19 protein-coding genes are annotated in these 19933 nt (G+C 56.5%); 15 read left to right on the top strand and 4 right to left on the bottom strand.

Going from position 1 to position 19933, the window contains the following annotated elements; genetic code table 11:
• Window positions 1-127: 127 nt before the first annotated feature.
• From BMZ35_RS03490 to terL, 3 genes are read left to right on the top strand one after another with little or no spacing between them, the layout of a single operon-like run.
• On the top strand, window positions 128-1534 hold the full coding sequence (locus BMZ35_RS03490) for a site-specific DNA-methyltransferase (RefSeq protein WP_242654683.1): 1407 nt from the start codon (window positions 128-130) through the stop codon (window positions 1532-1534).
• On the top strand, window positions 1527-1973 hold the full coding sequence (locus BMZ35_RS03485; RefSeq protein ID WP_093090906.1) for a DUF5681 domain-containing protein: 447 nt from the start codon (window positions 1527-1529) through the stop codon (window positions 1971-1973). Before BMZ35_RS03490 ends, BMZ35_RS03485 begins: the two co-directional genes overlap by 8 nt.
• Complete coding sequence (gene terL, locus BMZ35_RS03480) at window positions 1951-3444, top strand: phage terminase large subunit (RefSeq protein ID WP_093090904.1); 1494 nt, start codon at window positions 1951-1953, stop codon at window positions 3442-3444. Before BMZ35_RS03485 ends, terL begins: the two co-directional genes overlap by 23 nt.
• Before the next feature lie 642 nt (window positions 3445-4086).
• Here terL and BMZ35_RS03475 read toward each other — a convergent pair.
• Window positions 4087-5091, bottom strand: a complete 1005-nt coding sequence (locus BMZ35_RS03475) for a lipoprotein N-acyltransferase Lnb domain-containing protein (RefSeq protein WP_093090902.1) — start codon at window positions 5089-5091, stop codon at window positions 4087-4089.
• A 269-nt stretch (window positions 5092-5360) separates the two neighbouring features.
• Here BMZ35_RS03475 and BMZ35_RS03470 point away from each other — a divergent pair, with 269 nt between their 5' ends.
• A complete protein-coding gene (locus tag BMZ35_RS03470) occupies window positions 5361-6518 on the top strand; it encodes an alpha/beta hydrolase (protein ID WP_165609995.1) in 1158 nt (385 codons plus the stop codon).
• A gap of 201 nt (window positions 6519-6719) precedes the next feature.
• Window positions 6720-7742, top strand: coding sequence for a mechanosensitive ion channel family protein (locus BMZ35_RS03465; RefSeq protein ID WP_165609994.1), 1023 nt, complete (start codon window positions 6720-6722; stop codon window positions 7740-7742).
• A 123-nt stretch (window positions 7743-7865) separates the two neighbouring features.
• On the opposite strand, the gene BMZ35_RS21205 is transcribed toward BMZ35_RS03465, so the two are convergent.
• Window positions 7866-8837 carry an AraC family transcriptional regulator gene (locus BMZ35_RS21205; RefSeq protein WP_093090896.1) on the bottom strand — a complete coding sequence of 324 codons (972 nt, stop codon included), beginning with the start codon at window positions 8835-8837 and terminating at the stop codon, window positions 7866-7868.
• A gap of 158 nt (window positions 8838-8995) precedes the next feature.
• A complete protein-coding gene (locus BMZ35_RS20750) occupies window positions 8996-9193 on the bottom strand; it encodes an integrase core domain-containing protein (protein WP_131814320.1) in 198 nt (65 codons plus the stop codon).
• A 301-nt stretch (window positions 9194-9494) separates the two neighbouring features.
• Between BMZ35_RS20750 and BMZ35_RS03455 the strand changes: the two genes are divergently transcribed.
• The 7 genes from BMZ35_RS03455 to BMZ35_RS03425 all read left to right on the top strand — a co-directional run bounded on the left by BMZ35_RS03455 (window position 9495) and on the right by BMZ35_RS03425 (window position 15152).
• Window positions 9495-10286: a hypothetical protein gene (locus tag BMZ35_RS03455; protein WP_131814319.1), complete on the top strand. Its 792-nt coding sequence runs from the start codon at window positions 9495-9497 to the stop codon at window positions 10284-10286.
• A gap of 48 nt (window positions 10287-10334) precedes the next feature.
• Window positions 10335-11447 (top strand): linear amide C-N hydrolase, encoded by a 1113-nt coding sequence (locus BMZ35_RS03450; RefSeq protein ID WP_207502884.1) that lies wholly within the window; start codon window positions 10335-10337, stop codon window positions 11445-11447.
• A 229-nt stretch (window positions 11448-11676) separates the two neighbouring features.
• Entirely contained in the window at window positions 11677-13038 is a 1362-nt protein-coding gene (locus BMZ35_RS03445; RefSeq protein ID WP_093090892.1) for a metal-dependent hydrolase family protein, read from the top strand.
• Between the two features lie 38 nt (window positions 13039-13076).
• Window positions 13077-13739, top strand: coding sequence for a peptidylprolyl isomerase (locus BMZ35_RS03440; RefSeq protein WP_207502882.1), 663 nt, complete (start codon window positions 13077-13079; stop codon window positions 13737-13739).
• A 98-nt stretch (window positions 13740-13837) separates the two neighbouring features.
• Window positions 13838-14017 carry a hypothetical protein gene (locus tag BMZ35_RS03435; RefSeq protein ID WP_093090890.1) on the top strand — a complete coding sequence of 60 codons (180 nt, stop codon included), beginning with the start codon at window positions 13838-13840 and terminating at the stop codon, window positions 14015-14017.
• A 114-nt stretch (window positions 14018-14131) separates the two neighbouring features.
• Entirely contained in the window at window positions 14132-14416 is a 285-nt protein-coding gene (locus tag BMZ35_RS21200) for an ATP-binding cassette domain-containing protein (RefSeq protein ID WP_207502880.1), read from the top strand.
• Window positions 14417-14447: 31 nt separating this feature from the next.
• On the top strand, window positions 14448-15152 hold the full coding sequence (locus BMZ35_RS03425; protein ID WP_093090888.1) for an IS6 family transposase: 705 nt from the start codon (window positions 14448-14450) through the stop codon (window positions 15150-15152).
• Window positions 15153-15483: 331 nt separating this feature from the next.
• Here BMZ35_RS03425 and BMZ35_RS03420 read toward each other — a convergent pair whose 3' ends face one another.
• The gene (locus BMZ35_RS03420) at window positions 15484-16146 is read right to left on the bottom strand and encodes a rhomboid family intramembrane serine protease (protein ID WP_093090886.1); all 663 of its coding nucleotides are present in this window, start codon (window positions 16144-16146) and stop codon (window positions 15484-15486) included.
• 334 nt (window positions 16147-16480) lie between these two features.
• Between BMZ35_RS03420 and BMZ35_RS03410 the strand changes: the two genes are divergently transcribed.
• The 3 genes from BMZ35_RS03410 (at window position 16481) to BMZ35_RS20740 (ending at window position 19789) form a co-directional block, all read left to right on the top strand.
• A complete protein-coding gene (locus BMZ35_RS03410; RefSeq protein WP_093090882.1) occupies window positions 16481-17236 on the top strand; it encodes a hypothetical protein in 756 nt (251 codons plus the stop codon).
• Window positions 17237-18004: 768 nt separating this feature from the next.
• Window positions 18005-18673: a hypothetical protein gene (locus tag BMZ35_RS20745; RefSeq protein WP_165609993.1), complete on the top strand. Its 669-nt coding sequence runs from the start codon at window positions 18005-18007 to the stop codon at window positions 18671-18673.
• Window positions 18674-19111: 438 nt separating this feature from the next.
• A complete protein-coding gene (locus BMZ35_RS20740; protein ID WP_131814317.1) occupies window positions 19112-19789 on the top strand; it encodes a hypothetical protein in 678 nt (225 codons plus the stop codon).
• Window positions 19790-19933: the final 144 nt, after the last annotated feature.

Genomic DNA, 19933 nt, shown 5'->3' with positions numbered 1-19933 from the left:
GAGCATTCGAAGGGGCAATTCACCGGATCGTTGGTCCGGGGAGTTGCTGTTTTATGCTCTCTCCGATTTTTCCAAAGCGATCCTTTCAATCCGGCACTGAAACGGTGCCCTTCGAAAGGAGACGCCCATGCGTACTCACCATCAAAAACCCGATGCCTCGGCATCGCACAAACCTATCTGGATGGCCGACAAGGTCGTTCAGACACCGGTCACAGACCTCAAACCCTACGGAAACAACAACCGCGTCCACAGCGCAAAGAACATCGGCAAGCTGAAGGCGTCGGTGGCGCAGTTCGGGTTTGTCATGCCGATCTTGTTGGATGGCAACAATGTCATCATCGCAGGCCATGGGCGTTACGAGGCGGCCAAGGCACTGGGAATGAAGACGGTGCCGACCGTCGTGGCGGCCCACCTGTCTGACTCCGAAGTACGTGCCTTGCGTATCGCCGACAACAAGCTGGCGGAACTCTCGGACTGGAACGAGGCGGCCCTGCAGATCGAATTTGCCGAGCTGATGGATCTGCGCCTTGATGGTGACCTGGATTTTGATCTGGACCTGACCGGGTTTGAGATGCCGGAGATCGACCTCATCATCGGCGGGGCGGTCGCCCCTGAGGCGGCTCCGGCAGAAACCGTCCCGGTGCCCCAGACGGACAAGCCGGCAGTGACGCGGCCGGGTGATCTCTGGGTTCTCGGCGACCACCGGGTTCTCTGTGGCAATTCCCTGGAGGAGGAAAGCTATACCCGGGTGCTGGATGGGAAGATCGCCCGGATGGTCTTCACCGATCCGCCCTACAATGTACCGGTGAACGGGCATGTGCGTTCGGGCAATGGCGGAAACCATCGTGAGTTTGCCATGGCGTCGGGCGAGATGTCCGACACGGAGTTCCGCGACTTCCTCGGCAAGGTCATGGTGCACCTCTTCGAGATCCTGCCCAAGGGTGGCATTGCCGATGTCTGCATGGACTGGCGCCATATCGAAGAGCTGATCGCGGCCGGCAAGAAAGCCGGATTCGAGCTGATCAATCTTTGCGTCTGGAACAAGACCAATGGCGGCATGGGCAGCCTTTACCGGTCCAAGCAAGAGTTGGTGTGCATCTTCAAGAAACCGGGTGGCCCTCACATCAACAATGTCGAATTGGGCAAGCACGGGCGCAATCGCACCAATGTCTGGGACTACGCCGGCGTGAACAGCTTCGGCAAGACCCGCGCGGCTGATCTTGTTGACCACCCGACCGTGAAACCGACTGCACTGGTCGCGGATGCGATTCTCGACGTGACCCATCGTGGAGATGTGGTGCTGGATGCCTTTGGCGGGTCCGGTGCGACCCTGCTGGCCGCCGAACAGACCCAGCGCAAGGCTTGCCTGATCGAACTTGATCCAGCCTACGCCGATGTCACGATCCGTCGCTGGCAGGAAATGACGGGGGGCGAGGCGGTGCTGGAGAGCACCGGAGAGACCTTCGATCAGCGCTGCGCCAAAATCGAAAACCCTACGGAAATTAATGCGGACAAGGAGAAACCCGATGTCTGAAGATGAGAACACCTACGATGTCGGCTATCGCAAACCGCCGAGGCATACGCAGTTCAAGCCGGGTCAGTCCGGGAACCGGAAAGGGCGCCCCAAGGGGGCGAAGGGTGTTGGCGCCATGGCGAAGGACACCTTCCTGCGTAAGATCCAGATTACGGAGAATGGCAAAAAGAAGAAGGTGACCATCCTCGAAGCGTTGTTCCGCCAACTGGCCAATGGCGCCTTGAAGGGCGAACCGCGTCAGTTGGACCGTGTCCTGAAACTCCTGCCTCTCGTCCAGGAAACGATGGAACAGGAGAAGATGGCGGGTACGGGTGGTTCCGGGGATGGTCCGGCCGATCTGGCGGTTCTGGAAGTGCTAGCCGACATGTTCGGCAGCGATCCCGAGGACCTCTTTGCCACGATCCAGGGAGGCATCGATGCAGAATGTCCCGAGTTCTGATCTTGTCAGGGCCCTTGAGACCAAGGCAATGCGGGAAAACCTTTATGCGTTTTTGGCAGGGGTCTTTCCGGTCTTGTGCCCGGGAGAGACACTCTCCCGGGCGCCTTACCTCGAGGCGATGTGTTATGCGTTGCAGAATGTGGCGGTGGGAAGAACGCAGCGCCTGATGATCTCGATCGCGCCGCGCCATCTCAAGACGGTGTGCGGGTCGGTTCTTCTGCCCGCCTTCCTCCTGGGGCGTGATCCGAAACAGAAGGTCATTGTCGTCAGCTACAGCAAGGATCTCGCGCGCGAACATGGGGAGCTGTTCCGCAAACTGGTGACCAGCCCGCAGTATCGGCGCGTGTTTCCCGATATCCGTCTTGATCCGAAGCACAACCGGGTCGAGCATGTGAAAACGACGGCAGGGGGGGGGCGCAAGACTGTCTCGATCGGCGGCAGCGTCACAGGGTTTGGGGCGGATCTGATCATCATTGATGACCTCGGCAAGCCCAGTGAGATGCGCCATGAAACCTACCGTCAGGAGTTGCGCGATTACTTTGACCAGACCCTGTTCTCACGGCTGAACGACAAGCGGTCGGGCCGCATTGTCTCGATCCAGCAACGCCTGCACCCGGACGACTTCCCGGCCTATCTGCTTGAGAAGGGCACGTTTGAACACCTGTGCTTGCCGTCGATCGCCGAGATCCCGGAAGCCATCCAGCTTTACAATGGGCGCTTCTTTGAACGGAAGCCGAATGATCTCTTGAACCCCGAGCGTGAGCCGCAATCCCTGTTGGACCAGATCCGTGCAGATATCGGTACCTACGCCTTCCAGGCCCAATACCAGCAAAACCCGCAGACTGGTGAAAGTGCTTATCTCGGCATGGGGGATCTGCACCTTGTGGAAAGCCTTCCCGACGAGTGTGTCTTCGTTCGGCGCGTGCAAAGCTGGGATATGGCCGCCTCGGATGGTCCGAGATCAGACTACACCGTGTGCCTGACGTTTGGCTGGCACGCGCATGAAGAACGCTGGTACTTGCTGGATGTGTATCGGGTCCGGAGCAGTTATACCGAAGCGCGTGATGCGGTTCAGCGCCTGCGAAGGCAGTGGCGGGCCGACCGGGTCCTGATCGAAAGTTCCGCGATGGGTATTCCCATCCTCGACGAAATGCGCTGGACAGCGGCGGGTGTGTTCCATGCCGTGAATGTCGTGAGCAGCAAACTTGACAGGTTCATTCCCCACACGGACTGGATCAAGTCCGGTAAACTGGTCATCCCCACAAACAAGCCCTGGTTTGACGATTTCCGCCGCGAGCTGCTGGCGTTTCCGGACAGCCTCAAGGACGATCAGGTTGATGCCCTGACCCAGTTCGCCGAATATATGCGACGTGGTCAGGACGCCTATCTGGATACCGATCTCCATACTGGACGGCCGTTGGGACGTCGGCGGCGCGAGCGCCCACGGCGGGAGGACAGGATGGTGTTTTGAAAGGTGTGGGGTTTTGACAGGAGTCGGGATTTGAAAACGTCTGGAAGGTTCGAATCCTCGTCTGTCCGCCATTACTCATTGGTTTTTTGTAATAAAAAAATCAACGAAAGTGACCTACACCACATAATTCCCCACAAAATGAAAGTCGCTATCTACAGGTTTGGCGCGAAGTTCGCATTGGTAAAAACCGGGTTAGCGTTCCAGGCGGTGATCCGCCTCGGAGCGCGAGCCAAGCTTCTAGAGGTTCGCGATACCCCTACAGTGCAATATCAAGAGTGCGGAAGTTATCGACTAGGAAGCACCCGCGACTAAGGCTGGCAACCGTGCGCGCATACACGCCGTGGTCAAACACGGCGAACCCTATGGCCCCTTCTTCGAGGGGGTGAGCCCTGGCGGAAGGACCCTTGTCTGATCAGAGCCGTGGAGGCAGTTCCCTGACCTCGTAGATAATGTTCAGTCTGCCGCTTGGGATTTTGGATCTCGTCTTAAGAACGGTGAGGGCTGCCATCGCGCGTACGGGGCAGCTTCACTGTCCGTTTAGAGACCAGTTCGAATCCGTTTTACAACACCCAGCTCCATCTTGAACCTTTCGCAGCCCGCGCGGAGATAAGTTTCTAGCGATCGCGCGGTGCAGGCGACGGGTCATCTTCGCGGCCTCGGAACGCCATGGCGGATCGCCTGCGAATAGTTCTCGCTCAGCCCCTCGGCCCGAGCGCGTTCCGAAATATCGCCAAGACGGTAGAGCTCCCCGATGGAAACATCGGTCGCGAGGGCGCCCCGGTCGTGGAGGTAGTCGGGGAAGTAGCCGTTGACGAGGATCCGCCAATCAGCTGGCAGCGTCGCCCCCGCGTAGCGCGCCAGAAGGATCGCGGTGCGCGAGCAATTCGTGAATGCCGAATTGAACCAGTGCGGTTGCTCGATGAGCCGGTTGGCACCGGCGACATAGGCTTCGATCAGGTTGCGCGCCCGGTCGGGCGGCATCCTGAGGCGGAACATGCGCACGCTTGCCTTCTGGATATTGGAGCGCAGGCCCACGATATCGCGCTCCTCTCCGGCCACGATGGCGATCGGGTGCGCCTTGAAGAAATCTGCAACAGGTGAGAAGCCGTCTTCGCTCCGGCGGCGGACCTCGATGGACCACGCGAGATAGTCGCCGTCGGCGAAACCGAAGCTCAGCATCAGATGCGCCATGTTCCGGCCGCCCCAGTAGGACATGAACAGATCCACGCTCTCGATCTGCGAGAGGTCATAGCTGCGGGTCGTCCAGACCTCCGAGAAGTCGTCTTCGGATCGCCACTCGAAGGCGCGGACGTTCTCGAGCGTCAGGACGTCTCCTTCGATCGTCCCGATGACTTGCCGCGCCAGTTCGGGCGACCATTGTCCCTCGCTGGGTGGGACGAGGCTGTTCCACCACACGAGCAGGACGATGGAGGCCAGTGCGAAGACCGAAAGCCACCTCAGGCGGGCCATCGTGAAGATGCCCACGACCGTCCCTAGCCCAAGCGCGGCGAACGCTGCCGCGACGAGCCATCTGACCGTGTCGGGGCCCGGCAGCTTGAACCAAAGCGCCATCGCGCCCCAGGCCGTCAGATAGCCAACGGCGAGAGCGAGCAGCAATCGCGCGAGGCCCCGGAGAAGTCTCAGCATTCAGAGAATTCCTTCAAATTCGGACCTACCAGCCCATCGAAGCTGATCGTGAATTGCGCCCTTGTACCGGAAAGAGGATGGTAGCGTCCACGGACGTGGTGTAATTTCTGCGCTGTAAACGTTTTAGCGCCATGCTATGGCACCGGTGCGAGTGCCCGGGCAAGTCTTGGATGATACATCCCACGACGGGCCAAGGGGCTGCACGCACTTTTTTGGCCAAGGCGGATGCAGCTTCTGATCGCTTGGAGAGAAACGTTGAGTTGGAGCCAATGACAGAACAGAACAAGAAGCGCGGAAGAGATGCGGACATGGTCCAGCCGCGATTCGATCTCACTCGGCGTGCGGCGATGGCGTTTCTGCTGGCGGGAACAGCGAGTGCATGTTCCTCTCCGAGGCATCTGATCGCTGTGGGGCCTGACATGCAAGGCGCAGGGCAAGACGCGGCGCTCCGCAAGCACAGGATCTTCATCGGAACGACACGAGCGCCATCTTCGGAGCCGGGGGTCTTTTTCTCTGGTCATCGCAGCGAAATGATGAGCTACGCGACCGTAGATGTGCAGATCCCGCCGAACCACGTGATCGGGCAAGTGGAACGGCCGCGTAGCCTGCCACCCGATCCCGACAAGCACTTCGTAATATCGAACCCGCAAACTTTCGACGGAAAGGGTTTGCTCGCCGAGGCAGAGGCGGTCGCAAGGAAAAGGCCGCGCGGCGAGCGAAAACTGTTGATCTGGGTACATGGGTATAACTCGACGTTGACCGATGCCGCCCTGCTTCTCGCACAATTCGTGGAGGATACGGGATACGATGGCGTTCCATTGTTGTTCTCATGGGCCTCCGACGGGCGTCTCACGAGCTATGTTTACGACATCAACAGTGCTCTGATCGCCCGCGATGCAATCTATGAAGTCGCAAGCACACTGGGCCGGTCATCATTCGACACCGTAGATATCGTCGCCCATTCCATGGGCAACTTTCTCACCATGGAAGCGATCCGGACCGGCGTTCAGCAAAAGCTTTTCGATTCAACCGGGAAGCTTGCGAACATCATCCTGGCGTCCCCTGACATCGACTACGATCTGTTTGCGGCACAGGTGCGTCCCATTCCGCCAGAGAAGCGCCGGTTCTTCGTTCTCATTTCCGATGATGACCAGGCACTTGGCTTATCAAGTTTTCTCGGCCGCCGCCCGAGGGTCGGCAATGTCGATGCGGATCAACTGACCAGCCTCGGCGTAAACGTCATTGATCTGAGCGAGGTGAAGGATACAAGCTCGATCCATCATACGAAATTCAGCGATGCGCCAGAAGTCGTACAATTACTCGGGTCGCGTATTTTGGCCGGTGATAGCTATTCCACAAAAAACCCTTCATTGCTGGGCCAGGGATTTATCATTGGAACCGGTGGTGTCCTAGAGCTCATCGAATGAGCGGATATCGCAGCGTGCCCTTTCGACGTTCCAGAGCGGCGGATGACATCGCAGCCACTGTGACGCAAACTGCCTTGGGCCATCCGCAGAACGATCCGTTGGATGACCTCGATTGCCAGAAACGGCGGCCCTCACCCGGACCGAATTCGGATCGAGGTGTGGTTGACCTTGCGTCGCCCCCCAATGAATGGAGGTAGCCTCTTGGCTGACACAATCTTGGCATCCTTGATGGGTGAAAATGTCCTGACAGTAGCAATACCGGTCATCCTGCTCGCGCTTTGGGCCCTTGTAGCCCGTCTGCGCATTTTGCGTGGGGTGCTGGGCAAATACCCCTTCACACGCGCAATCATCGAGATTGCGTTGGTTCTGGCGGGTGGCTGGTGTCTTGGAACTGCGGCCGAGATCCTGCGCGACACTCTCTTGTCCGATCAAACGCATGCTCGGCCGGGAATGTTGATCAGGCTGGTCATGTACCTGGCCGTTTCCTTCAGCATCGCGAGGCTTGTGGAAGCGGCGGCCGTCTCGCGGGAGCGTCATGGGCGCGGCGATGGCCTCTCGCGGCTTTCCCGCACCTTTCTTTATGGGGTCTGTCTCCTTGCGGGCCTGCTTGTCTTCTTCGCCGCGAACGATTTTCCACGGCTGACGGTGGTCGTCGGCGGGTTCGCTGCGGTCCTCGCCTTCGCGCTGCGGCAGACTCTTACGGACGTCGTCGCCGGGGCGGCAATGTCGATAGAACATCCTTGCAAACGCCGTGATTGGGTAATGCTGGAGGACGGCACCGTCGCTCAGGTTGTCGACATGGATTGGCGGGCAACGCATCTTCGGGGCTGGGACCGTGCGATCTTCCTCGTTCCGAACGCGCAACTGGCAGGTCAGCGTCTACGGATTCTTCCAAAGCCGGGCGAGCTTTACGCGGACACCTTTACAATCCTTGTTTCCGGTGACGAGGACCCGGAGCGCGTGAAGTCCCTTCTGGAGGAGGCGGCACGGCAATGTGCGGCCCTGCTGTCACGTCCGGCCCCCGTGATCCGGCTGGCCGACGCTTCGTCACTCCCCTACCGCTATTCGCTTTGGGTGCACTTTGACGGCTACATGGCGAGCTTTGCCGGGCGTGAGGAGCTTTTTTCCAACATCCACAAAGCCTTCACCGAGGCAGGTTTGCAGGTGACGACCGAGGTGCAGGATGTGAGGTTCGAACGCAAGCACTCTTCCAGTCATCAGTGAAGCGGCGGCGTTTGCCGCAGCGACTGTTTGGCAGCACACAATTCGGAGGAGGCGCTCAGATACTTCCACATAATACAGTCGCATCAAGCCTTGGCGATCGCCTGATCCGGGTCTCCGGCAAGTTCATCGCTTTTCGAGAGTCTCCGATGGGAGTTCCCCGAAAACGCTCCGATACTGTCTCGCAAAGCGACCACTGTGAGTGAAGCCGAGCGACAGGGCGGCGTATTTGACGGAAGGTGGGGGCCCTTCCTCTGCAAGGAATAGACTACGGGCTTGGGTAAGTCTTTTTGCCTGCAGGTACGCAATTGGCGCCACGCCGAAAACTTCATTGAAGCACACGCGCAGTTTCGTTGCTCCGACGTTGGCTGCCTTGCAAAGGTCAGCTATGCTTGGTGGATAAGTCGCGCGGTCCTCAAATAGATTTTCTGCTCGCCTGACAACTCGTAGCGCGTCAAGGTTGGGGCTTGAAACAGCATTCTCTTCGATTGTCTGTGCAATGATGAGGCCGGCGATCTCAGCAAAAAGATCGTTCTCGATGGCAGTCTCGAGTGCGAACTTGCCGGGGCCAATAGGCTCCTCAAGCGACGCCGCTATGGTTTCCAGAATCCGCCTGTGGAACGTTGTGCCCAAGCCTGGACCAAGGGCCATCCTTTGATCATCGAGGTTGATATCGTCTATACAACGACCACTCATAATTGCGCACGTCTCCTTCAGTTTAGATTTTCGTATGCCCAGTGATAAATTGTGTCTTCCCATGCCGGTGGAAGAATAACCATCAGGGCCTGCAAAAACAAAAACATCGAACGGTCGCGCCAATTGCCCATTGAGTACGTGGTCGCCGAGCCAACGGACTGGCACCATCAAAACCATCCAGTCTGGATGAGTTACGATGGTACTGGCCATCTTAGGCGCGAAATTGCTGCGAAATATGAGCATGTCCCGTCCAGTGACTTGCAGCATTTCGTACACATGACTCCCCGGCCCGAGTTGCACCGCTTCTGACTGAAGCAAGGGCAAGCCGCGCCAAAGCGCTTGATGCGTCAGGTAGGTCCTTGCGGGAATGCCCGGCAAGGGGTTTCGCTGTTCACTTTTCATTGGAAGTTACACTCAATAGCTGCGTCCGCATCGCATATCTCTAACTCTCCCCTCCTACCGTTGACCCCTTCCATCTGGTCATCCAAGTAAAAAAAGCTAGAGGATACTCGGGCCTCTGTCCATCGGGACGATGGCTTCGGGGGCTGCAGGGCGTTATCCTACGGTGTTGTGTCGCCGCTTGGTGTTGTAGTGCTTCTCCAGCCTTCGGTGATCATGTGCGCCTCACAGGACGAGCAGGAGATTTCCATTTTTAGCAGTTTGTCGCGGAAACGGAAACACAAGTTTTCGGCATAGCCGTACTTCCACGGGCTGCCAGGCTCGATGGAAGCGGTTTTCGCGCCCACGGCCTCGACCACGGTTCGGACCTCCCTCGCAACGAACTCGCGCCGATTGTCGCTGCGGACGAAGGCTGTCTGCCTCCCTCAGGATCAACAGATCTCTGAGGACGTGGATCACGTCGGTCGAGTTCAGCTTTCGCTTCACCCTGATCGCCAGAAAAAGCCGACTGAACCGGTCGAGGGTGAGCGCCCTTGAGTCTGGAGCCTGTCTGGGGAGAGGCGCGATCTGCGTCGGATATGACCCTCGATTCCCGAACCATTTCGTTGCCCGAAGTGTATTATCGGCAGATAATTTGGCTCCCCTGAAAGAGGATCTTCTGTGCGCGTTCTGCTTGCGAACCTTGCGTTTATAGGCGCTACTTCTGCGTCTTTGACCGCCTCAGCATTGGCTTTGGCTACACCCGCTTGGGCGCAATCTACGCCCGAGGTGAATAACGGCACCGACCCAACCTTGCTCGCGACCAGCGCCGGCATTCAGTACAAGTATACGGATTTCGGATCAGGGTTTTCCAACGGCCTCTTTGAAGCCAGTTTCGGGGTGCCGTTCGGTCAAGGAAAAAATAAGTCCCTGAGTGTCACTGTCCCCTACGCTTCCGGGCCAATCGATGACAGTTTTGGCTTTGGAGACGTGAGTTTGACATTCACTCATGTCCTCGACGTGAATTCCAGCCGCGGGTACGCTTATACGGCGAAACTCACTTTTGATACCGCTGACCGCCTCGATCTTGGTGGCGGCCAGACAGTGCTGGAACTGTCTGGATTTTATGCCAAGTTTCTCAAGGACGGCAGCATCATCGCGCCCGCGCTGGTTCAGACAATCGGTCTGGGTGACGAAGATCCGGGGCGCAGCAAGATCAACACGACCACTTTCGATTTCTACTACGTACCAAAGCTGCCGACTGATAAGATTTTCATCACCTTTGATCCGGCCCTCATCTATGACTGGGAACGGGACGAAGTTTATGCCGGCCTTTCGACCACATTTGGCTTTCCGATGGGCAAGGCCTTTGGCGGAGATAGCCAGATCTTCATCAAACCGCAGATCCTTGCCGGCGCTAACCGCCCTGCCGACTGGAGCCTGCAGGTCGGGTATAAGGTGATCGGATTTTGACCGCCCTTGCCGCAATAAACGTCGCCCGCAGGTGTGAAGGGCGGCGCCATGCTCGTCAACGAAACCCACTTGGGAAAGATCATCACGAACCTTGGAGGATGTGAAGACATGATGAAGAAGCTAAGAAATGGCCTGTACCTTGCCTTGGCTACTGGCCTTGTTCTCTCTACAACGCTGCAGCCGGCGAACGCTTGTTCCCGAATTCTGGTGGAAACTGGTAACGGGTCGTTCATTACCGGACGTAGCATGGACTGGGTCGACCCCGACCTTGCCAGCGATCTGTGGATTTTCCCGCAAGGCGTGGAACGCAAAGGAGGGGGCAGCGACAACGAACTGACCTGGACCTCGAAATATGGATCCGTCATCACATCATTCTACGGCACCGCATCGGCGGATGGCATCAACGAGAAAGGCCTCGCCGGAGGCATGCAGTATCTTTCCGACAGCGATTACGGTGACCCGGCCGTAACCGGGAAGCCGACGATCAGCATTGGCGCCTGGTTGCAGTATTTCCTCGACAACTTCGCCACGGTTGAAGAGGCCGTGGCAGCCATGCAGGATCCGCCGTTCACGATTGTGTCCAAGCCGGTTGCAAATGGCGTCGCCGCGGAAATACACATGGCGATCTCCGACGCGTCAGGGGACTCTGCGATTTTCGAGTATATTGACGGCGAACTCGTGATCCATCATGGCCGTGAATACAATATCATGACCAACGACCCGGACTTCTCGACACAACTCAAGCTGCTTGAGTACTGGAAAGGAGTGAATGGCGATAAATTCCTTCCAGGAACGCTAAGTCCAACTGACCGGTTGGTAAGACTGGACTGGATGCTGAATAGACTGCAAAAGTTCGAAGATCAGAATATGTCGCTGGCCAGCGTGTTTTCCGTGATGCGGAATATCAGCCCCCCGATCGGGATGAACAGCCCGGAGAATCCCATGAGCGCCATTACCCTATGGCGCACCGTGTCCGACCACAGTGCCAAGACCTATTACTTTGACTCGGCAGTTTCACCCACTGTGTTCTGGGTCGACTTGAATAAAGTTGATCTGCAACCCGGGGCAAAAACGATGACCCTCAAGGTCTCAAAGGACCGCCCGCTTTCAGGAGAAGTCTCCTCCCAGTTCGAAGAGGCTGAGCCTTTCGAGTTCCTGTAAAGGCTTGCAGTAACCTTGCGAGGATTTCTCATCGATTTCTTTGGTGAGAAATCCTCCAAATGCTTTCCTGCTACGATGAACTGAGTGGAAAAATCGCACAGGTTCTCTCGGCGAAGAGCTTCCGGTCGCTCAGCGCTTCGAACCGCACGAGTTCACGACGCCGCATATCACGCTTGTTCAACATCGATCGGGACACTCTCGAAGCTCATCTGACAGAAAGAGAAACCAGATGCGAAAACTGAACCCAAAGACCTTGACCGCAGCGCTTGCCGTCGCCGTCAGCGTCGCCCTGCCGGCGGCGGCTCAGGACGCCTCCGGGCCGATCCTGTTCACGAACGTCAACGTCTTTGACGGCGTGAACGAAGCCCTGATTACGAATGCCAATGTCGTGGTGACGGACAACCTGATCACCGCAGTTTCCACCGAACCGCTTGCAGTTGCAGGGGGCAGGGTGATCGACGGCGGTGGTCGCACGCTGATGCCCGGGCTGATCGAGGGGCATGCCCATATCATGCTTCACACCGATCCGGTCCAACTGCTGATCAGCCAGGATACTTTTGAACAAGGTGCCCGCGCGGCAAAGCGGGCCAATGATTACCTGATGTCGGGGTTTACGACCGTGCGCGACATGGGTGGCAATTGTTTTGGCGTCAAGAGAGCTATCGATGCGGATGTCTTCAGCGGTCCGCGGATTTATTGTGGTGGCGCAGGCATCGGGCAGACCTCAGGTCACGGCGATTTCCGCATGCCGTCCGATGGGCATCCGGTTCTAGACGGGCCCGAATTTGGTGGCACCGCCAACCGTTACAAGCATACGCTTATCGCTGACGGCGCCGACGATGTCCGTCGTACTGTTCGCGAATTGCTGTTTCGCGGCGCGTCGCACATAAAAATCCTAGCCGGCGGCGGCGTGACCAGCTTCACCGACCCGCTGCAGGCCGCCCAGTACACGCACGAAGAGCTTAAAGCTGCTGTGGAAGAGGCGACCCGCTATGGAACCTACGTAACGGTGCACGCGCAACTGAACAACAGCGTCTCCAACGCCCTCGATGCAGGTGTCAGGGTCATCGAGCACGGGCTTGTTCTGGAAGAAGATACCGTGAAGCGCATGAAGGAACTGGGCGTCTTCTATTCGCCGCAGGCCTTCCTGCCGCTTCAGGACGTGTCTGGAAACCCGCAATTCCAAGCTCCGATCCAGCAGGCGAAGTTGGCGATAGTCGCCGAAGGAACGCGCAATGCGTTTGATCTGGCAAGGAAATACGAACTTAAGATCCTTTGGGGAACTGACGTGTTTGGCAGCGATGAGATATTTAAGAACTTCACGAAGGAATTTGCCTTCCGCGACGAATTCTGGTCACCCATCGAGCAAATGCAGCAAGTCACTGGAAACAACGCCCAAGTCCTGGCGCTGTCCGGACTGAAAAATCCCTATCCCGACGCTCCGCTCGGAGTCATCCAATCCGGCGCCTATGCCGATATCATCCTGGTCAACGGCGACCCGACCACGGATATCAAGCTCCTGATGGACGCAGAAAGGAACATCGACCTGATCATGAAGGATGGCGTGATCTACAAGAACACTGTCAAGTAAGCCGGCCGAGAGCCCTGCCAATAGTGAAGGAGCCGACCATGAAGACACCCATGACCAATCGCATGCGAACCTCGTTTCACTGCACGCTTTACGCGCTCCTGATGCTCGTCCTGCTTCCAGGTCAGTACAGCCACGCACAGGATGCATCTACCGTTGAGGTGATGATCCAAACGGCCGAGGGGGATATCCGCGTGGAGCTGTACGCCGAAAAGGCACCGGTTACCGTGGCCAATTTCCTGCGCTACGTGGAGGGCGGCTATTTCGACGGTGGCAGCTTCTACCGGACGGTTAACTCGGAAAACGATACAGGCACCCCAGCTATCGAGGTCATCCAGGGTGGCATGGCGGGCCGCGAGCCCCCGTTTCCACCGATCGCGCATGAATCAACGCGCGACACTGGCATACGCCACACGGACGGGACACTCTCGATGGCGCGAGCGGAGGCGGGAACTGCCTCTTCAGAGTTTTTCATATCCGTTGGAGATCAGCCGGGGCTCGATTACGGCTCGAGCCGTAATGATGATGGCCTCGGTTTCGCCGCTTTCGGACGCGTGGTCGAGGGCATGGAAGTGGTGCGGACCATCCACGGCAAGCCAGCGGATGGATCGGTCGATATACCCTATCTCAACGGACAGATGCTGACCGAGCCGGTTACTATAGAAGTCATCACTCGACTGCCGGGCCACGGCGGGACGCAGTGATGGATAAACCTGAGTGATATCCTTATTCACAGAGAAGGCAAAGACCTCGGAGCGTCTTGCCGCAAGCTCTTGCGGAGACAGTGAACCATCCCAGGTTGATGACAAAGCTGAAGAACTTGTTCTCCGAAGAGGCTCTCAGGTTGGTGACACTGGACAACGCGGAACTGCTTATGATGATTGGTCCGCGCCATCCCTATCGGGAAGGCCCACTTGGCGCGATCGCGGAAGACTCGTTTGCCGACCCGCTGGAGAACCTCGACCTCATCGGCGACGCGTAAGCCAACTTCGGCCTGATCATGAAAGACGGCGCGGTTTAATAGAGCGCCCGTCAGTTAAATGGGCCGCTGATTGGGACATCGGGGCGGGCGACCGCGCTTGCGGGAGGCCGCTGCATGCACCCATTGCGGATTGAACGGCTTGTCTACCGATGGCCGGGCGCGGAGCGCAGCACGCTGGAGATTGGCGCGCTGTCTCTGGCGTCCGGCGAGAGCCTGTTTCTTCATGGACCGAGCGGCTGCGGAAAATCGACCTTGCTGTCCGCGATCGCAGGCGTGGTCGATGTGCCGAAGGGGGTCATCCGCCTGGCGGATCAGGACCTCGGCGCCCTGCGCGGTGGTGCGCGGGACCGGTTCCGGGTGGATCACATCGGCAGGTGTTGTCAAAGAAAACCGGCTTGAGGCGGGTAGGGCGGTTTTGTAGCGTCGCGTCATGACCAAAAGATCGCCGTTTCGCTATTTCAAAACGAGCCCGGAAATCATTCGGCTCGCCGTCATGTTATACGTTCGCTTCCCACTGTCGCTTCGCAATGTAGAGGATCTTCTGCATGAGCGGGGCGTCGATGTAAGCCATGAAGCCGTTCGATACTGGTGGCATCGGTTTGGTCCGATGTTCGCGTCTGAGATCAGCAAGCGCCGCATCTGCGGAATGAAAGCTAGCCACTGGCGTTGGCACCTGGATGAGGTTTTCGTGAAGATCAACGGTGAGCGGCATTACCTCTGGCGTGCCGTTGACCACGAAGGCGAGGTGCTCGAAAGTTTTGTCACGAGGAAGCGGGACAAGAAGGCTGCGCTAAAATTCCTAAGAAAAGCAATGCGCAAGCATGGGCAACCGGAAGTGATCGTGACGGACAGATTGAGGTCGTACGGGGCTGCGATGAAAGAACTCGGAAACGCCCACAAACAGAAAACGGGTCGTTGGCTCAATAATCGAGTTGAGAACTCGCACTTGCCTTTTCGACGAAGGGAGCGGGCAATGTTGCGTTTCAGGCGCATGCGAAGTCTTCAGAAATTCGCCGCCATACACGCCTCAGTCTACAACCTCTTCAACGCAGAACGCAGCCTCTACTCAAGATCAAATTTCAAGTTGAACCGGGCCGCTGCTCTATCTGAGTGGCGCGGTCTCTGCGCGGAATAGGGACAGTGATACTGTCCAAGCTGAGACGAGTTCGAATTGGTCTGGCAGCACCTTTCAACCGAAACGGATAACCGCCCTTTCCTGAGGACGGTAGTCGCGTCGCTGCTCCGCAGAGTAGCGCGGTCTATGCGCGGAACAAAGGGCGACATCACTGCCCAAGCTGAGACGAGTTCGAATCCGTTTGACAGCACCGGCCTGGCGGTACCGCAGGATGGTTTGTCGCTGGAAGAGGATGAGCGCCAAAGGCGCGTTTGAATGTCGTGTACGTTTTCGCGGGTTCAAACGCGTTCCTTATTTGCCGCCCGACTGATCGTCGCAATGGGGTACAGGATTACTCGGTGTGTTCGTTGTCCGGAGTAGGGGCGATCAGCGGGCCGGCGATCCAACCGACGATGAACCCTCCCAGGTGAGCTTGCCAAGCAAGTTGTCCTCCCAATGCCCACCAAAGCACAAGGTTGAAACCAGCGAGGGCCAGAACCGTCAAAGAAATGTGGCGCCGGTCCACTTTGTCTGCGTCTGGGTGCACGAATGCGCAGGCCATCAATGCGCCCAACAAACCAAATAGTGCGCCCGATGCCCCTACCATCGGTTGCAAGCCGGGGGCGAAGAGTGCAAACCCGGCGCCCCCTCCAAGAGTGGTTGCGACATAAAGGACCAAAAATTTTCCTTGGCCCATACGGACTAGGACCGGTCGCGCCAGCGACCAGAGCGTGATCATATTAACAGTCAAATGTATCGGGCCGCTGTGCAGGAAGCTGTGCGTTAGGAACATCGTATATGGCTGGGCAGAATAATTTGGCTGCCAATTCCCCAGAAGGCCGGGCCAAAACGCTCCGTACTCGAGCACAAGTCGCCTCAGGTGCGTAGACCAGAGTAGTCCGTGGTCTGCAACGCTCAAAGCGATCTCGATCACGCAGCATGCAGTGATAAGCAGATAGAGGAAAAAACGATTCGGTTTCAGCTTTGCCTCCAGTGCAAAAGCTCGCCATTCCATGCTCAAAAGCGCATTCTGCCCGGCGCGTCAAACACGTTTTTTGGGGTTAATCCATCTTGTGGACAACCTTGTGAGTGCTGGGAAGTTGATAAGAAGGTTTCTGATTTGGCAACAGTGGACCCCAAATGCGCGACATTTCCGTCCAATTGTTTCACTTTTGCCAACGAGTCGTGGCGAGATTGTGGCCCTGGGCCCCTCGGCTGCCTCCTTTTCGCCGCATTTCGTTGACATCGAGGGCGATAAAGCGCTATAAATACCGGTAGTTTCAACCTTTGGTCGCTTGTCACGAAGTGTCATTATTGCGAGCGAACGTTTAGTGTGAGGGCAAAGCAATATGAAAAAGTTTAGTACGGCACTTTCGGTAATTGCGCTGGCGACGCTGGCTGCGCCGGTTGCACAGGCTAAGACGATCATCGATCATTTCACCTCTTTCCAGAAAGTGACTGCCGACCCGGACGGCGTGTCTCCATCGTACTCTGAAATTTTGGATGGATCGGTCATTGGAGGCGCGCGCGACATGCGTGTGACTACCGATCCGTCAGGAGATATTATTAACCAAGGCAAGACGACCCTTCTGTCGTCTGACTCCGTCAACACTTCCAGAAGTGAGTTGACCTTTTCAAATGCATCCGGGGTAACCGGAACTGGTTTGATAGTTTACGATGGTGTTGGCGGGTATGACGGCGTCGACATTGGGTCGATCGCAACTGGTGGCCTCGGGGGTATAGACCTGACCAAAGGTGGTAAGGATAACGCTTTCTTTTTCGGTGTTACAGATTTCGATCTCAACGGTGTTTTGGAATTTGAGATGAGGGTTTGGGACACAGAAGGTGGCTTCTCAGATTACACTGAAACCGTCACCATCACTCTCAATCCGCTCCTGAAATTCAATGAGTTCTCCGGTGACGTGAATTTCGAGAAGGTGGGCGCTATTGCCTTTGCACTACGTTCGAACCAGGCATCTTTTGACGGCGCCATTGACCTGATCTCGGTTGTCCCGGTTCCTGCATCTGCTCTCTTGCTTCTGGGCGCGTTGGGCGGTCTCGGCGGGATTTCCGCATCCAAGCGTCGTCGTCGCAAGGCGGCTTGACAAACAGTTCTGCCCAAATCCGAACTACGCGGGCGAGGCGGTAGCACAATGAAAAGGGCCATGGTGGTTTAAGTCGCCGTGGCCTTTTGCATTTGGGGCGTTGAAATTGCTGGCCGGCTCATTATGGCCAGCACCGCCAGTATTCGTTGGGTGCGAACTTGGCGAGAAAATGCGAAGCGGCGTTGGCCCGAGTGCTGCTTGGTCGTGTGTGTAGACAAAGCGTGCAATCCCGTTGGGCTGTGGCGGCCCTGGAAGCAGGCATGAAAGTTACATTGAGGCTCTAAGAACGAAGGCCGGCGGCTCAATCAACCTGACCGGAATGGCTTGAGCGTTCACTTCCATAGTTGGAATCAGATGGGGTGACGCGAGTGCGCACGCATAAACGAATCATGATGTGACGGGCGATCCAGATAAGCACAATTGTTTCCAAATTCGCCATTATATATGTCAACGCAACTCACTGTTCGAAGGCGACATATGGAAACCTCACCGCTGGCACGCAGGTCTGACAACCATAGATTGAATTTTTGAATTTTCGCCTTAAAAAAGCCAAAATGCCTCCAGTTTTGGGGCCAAATGTGTAAACGTTAAGGTAACGTTTCCGCTGACTTGCCTGTCTCCTGAGTCATACGTTCGCCGTTGAAGAAAGCTGCTACGGTATGAGCAATCTGAAGGCAGGAGAAAACAGAAGGCGGGCCAGGGACGTTCAGCGGGTTAGCGTATGCCCGCAGCAATAGTTCTGTGTTTGTTAGGATCAAGCCTATGAGAATGTCAAAAACTTTGATAGCAATTCTCGCTTTTGGCGCTTTGAGTGTAAGCTCCACACTTGCCAGCGCGGCGACTGTGTTCAGTTGGTCTGAAGCGACGTACGGTTCATCTGTCACTTCGGGGACGCTTTCGATTGACCGTATTAACCCGGACCCCGGTGTCAACCAGTACGCTTACTCAATGAGGTTGTCGAATACATCGAACGACTCCAGTGTCTTGACAGGGTTCCTGCTGCAGGTTGATCCAGAACTTGCAACCATTTTTTCTATTACATCGACCAGTTCGTTCATAAGTAAAACGGTCAACGACGGTGGCTATTCTACGACGTTTGATTTTTGCTTTGGTAACTCTCCGACGGGTTCCTGTCAGGGGGGCGATCCGAATGGACCTGTTCAGCCGGGGCAGTTCGTAGACATAGACATCGTGTTTATGGCTGCTGCGCCGTTGACGTTTACAGCTGCTGGTGCGCGCTTTCAGCGGGTTACAGACGGTAACGGCGGCACTGAAGGTAGCTTGAAGTTGACCGACACATGCTCAGTAAACTGCAATGGCGACCCTAATGGTGGTGGTGTGAAACCTCCCCCTGTGGTTCCGCTGCCTGCCGGGCTTCCCCTTCTTCTCTCGGCCTTTGGACTTGGGGGGCTTCTGAAGCTTCGCCGCCGAGCTTGAGAGCGTTCACTTCAATAGTTGGAACCAGACGGGGTGACGCGAGAGCGAACGCATAAACGAATCATGATGTGACGGGCGATCCAGACAAGTGTAATTGTTTCCAAATTCGCCATGATATTCGCCAGCGCAGTTCACTCTCCCCAAGCCACACATGGAAACCTCATCGCTGGCGCGCGAATCCCACAGCCATAGGTTGAATTTTTGACTTTTTGCCTCAAAAAAGCCAAAAAGTCTCCAATTTTGGGTCCAAATGTGTAAAGGTTAAGTTAACGTTTTCGCTGACTTGCTGATTTTCTGAGTCGCGCCTTCGTCGCGGAAGAAAGCTATCAGGGCAAAAACAATTTGAAGTCAGGCGGAAACGTAAGGCGGACCGGGCAAATTTTTTGCGGGTTACTGCATGCCGACCGCAGTGGTTTAGTATTTGTTAGGATCAAACCAATGAGAATGTCGAAAACTTTGATAGCAATGCTCGCTTTCGGCGCTTTGAGCGTCAGCTCCACACTTGCCAGTGCGGCGACTGTGTTCAGTTGGTCTGAAGCGACGTATGGCTCCTCTGTCACTTCGGGGACGCTTTCGATTGACCGTATTAGCCCGGACCCCGGTGCTGGCAAGTACGCGTACTCAATGAGGTTGTCGAATACATCGAACGACTCCAGCGTCTTGACAAGGTTCCTGCTGCAGGTTGATCCAGAATTTGCATCCATTTCTTCTATTACCACGACCAGTTCGTTCGAAGCTAAAACGGAAAGCGATGGTGGCTATGCTACAACGTTTGATTTTTGCTTTGGTAGCGATTCGTCGGGCTCCTGTCAGGGTGGCAATGCGAATGGAGGTATTCAGCCGGGTCAGTTTGTGGACATAGACATCGTGTTTTGGGCTTCTGCACCGTTGACGTTTACCGCGGCTGGTGCGCGCTTTCAGCGGGTTACAGACGCCAATGGCGGCACTGACGGTAGCCTGAAGTTGACCGACACATGCTCGGTAAACTGCAATGGCAACCCTGGAGGTGGTGTGACACCTCCCCCTGTGATTCCGCTGCCTGCCGGACTACCCCTTCTTCTCTCGGCCTTTGGACTTGGGGGGCTTCTGAAGCTTCGCCGCCGAAAATCGGCATAGCAGTAAACCTGAAAACCTACAGAAATTGGGGCGCCCTTTTGGGCGCCTTATTTTTGCCATGGACCTCACATAGAAGCTACTCCGGCGCGGGGGCGTAAACGAGTGAGTTGGACATGCAAAAGCGAGACTTTGCGGGGCCAGGTG

Origin of the sequence: Shimia aestuarii (genome assembly GCF_900114635.1) — a bacterium.
In the GTDB taxonomy this organism is placed as follows: Bacteria; Pseudomonadota; Alphaproteobacteria; order Rhodobacterales; family Rhodobacteraceae; genus Shimia; species Shimia aestuarii.
Note: the sequence above shows the minus strand (reverse complement) of the source record. Positions and strands in the feature narration are given on the sequence as shown.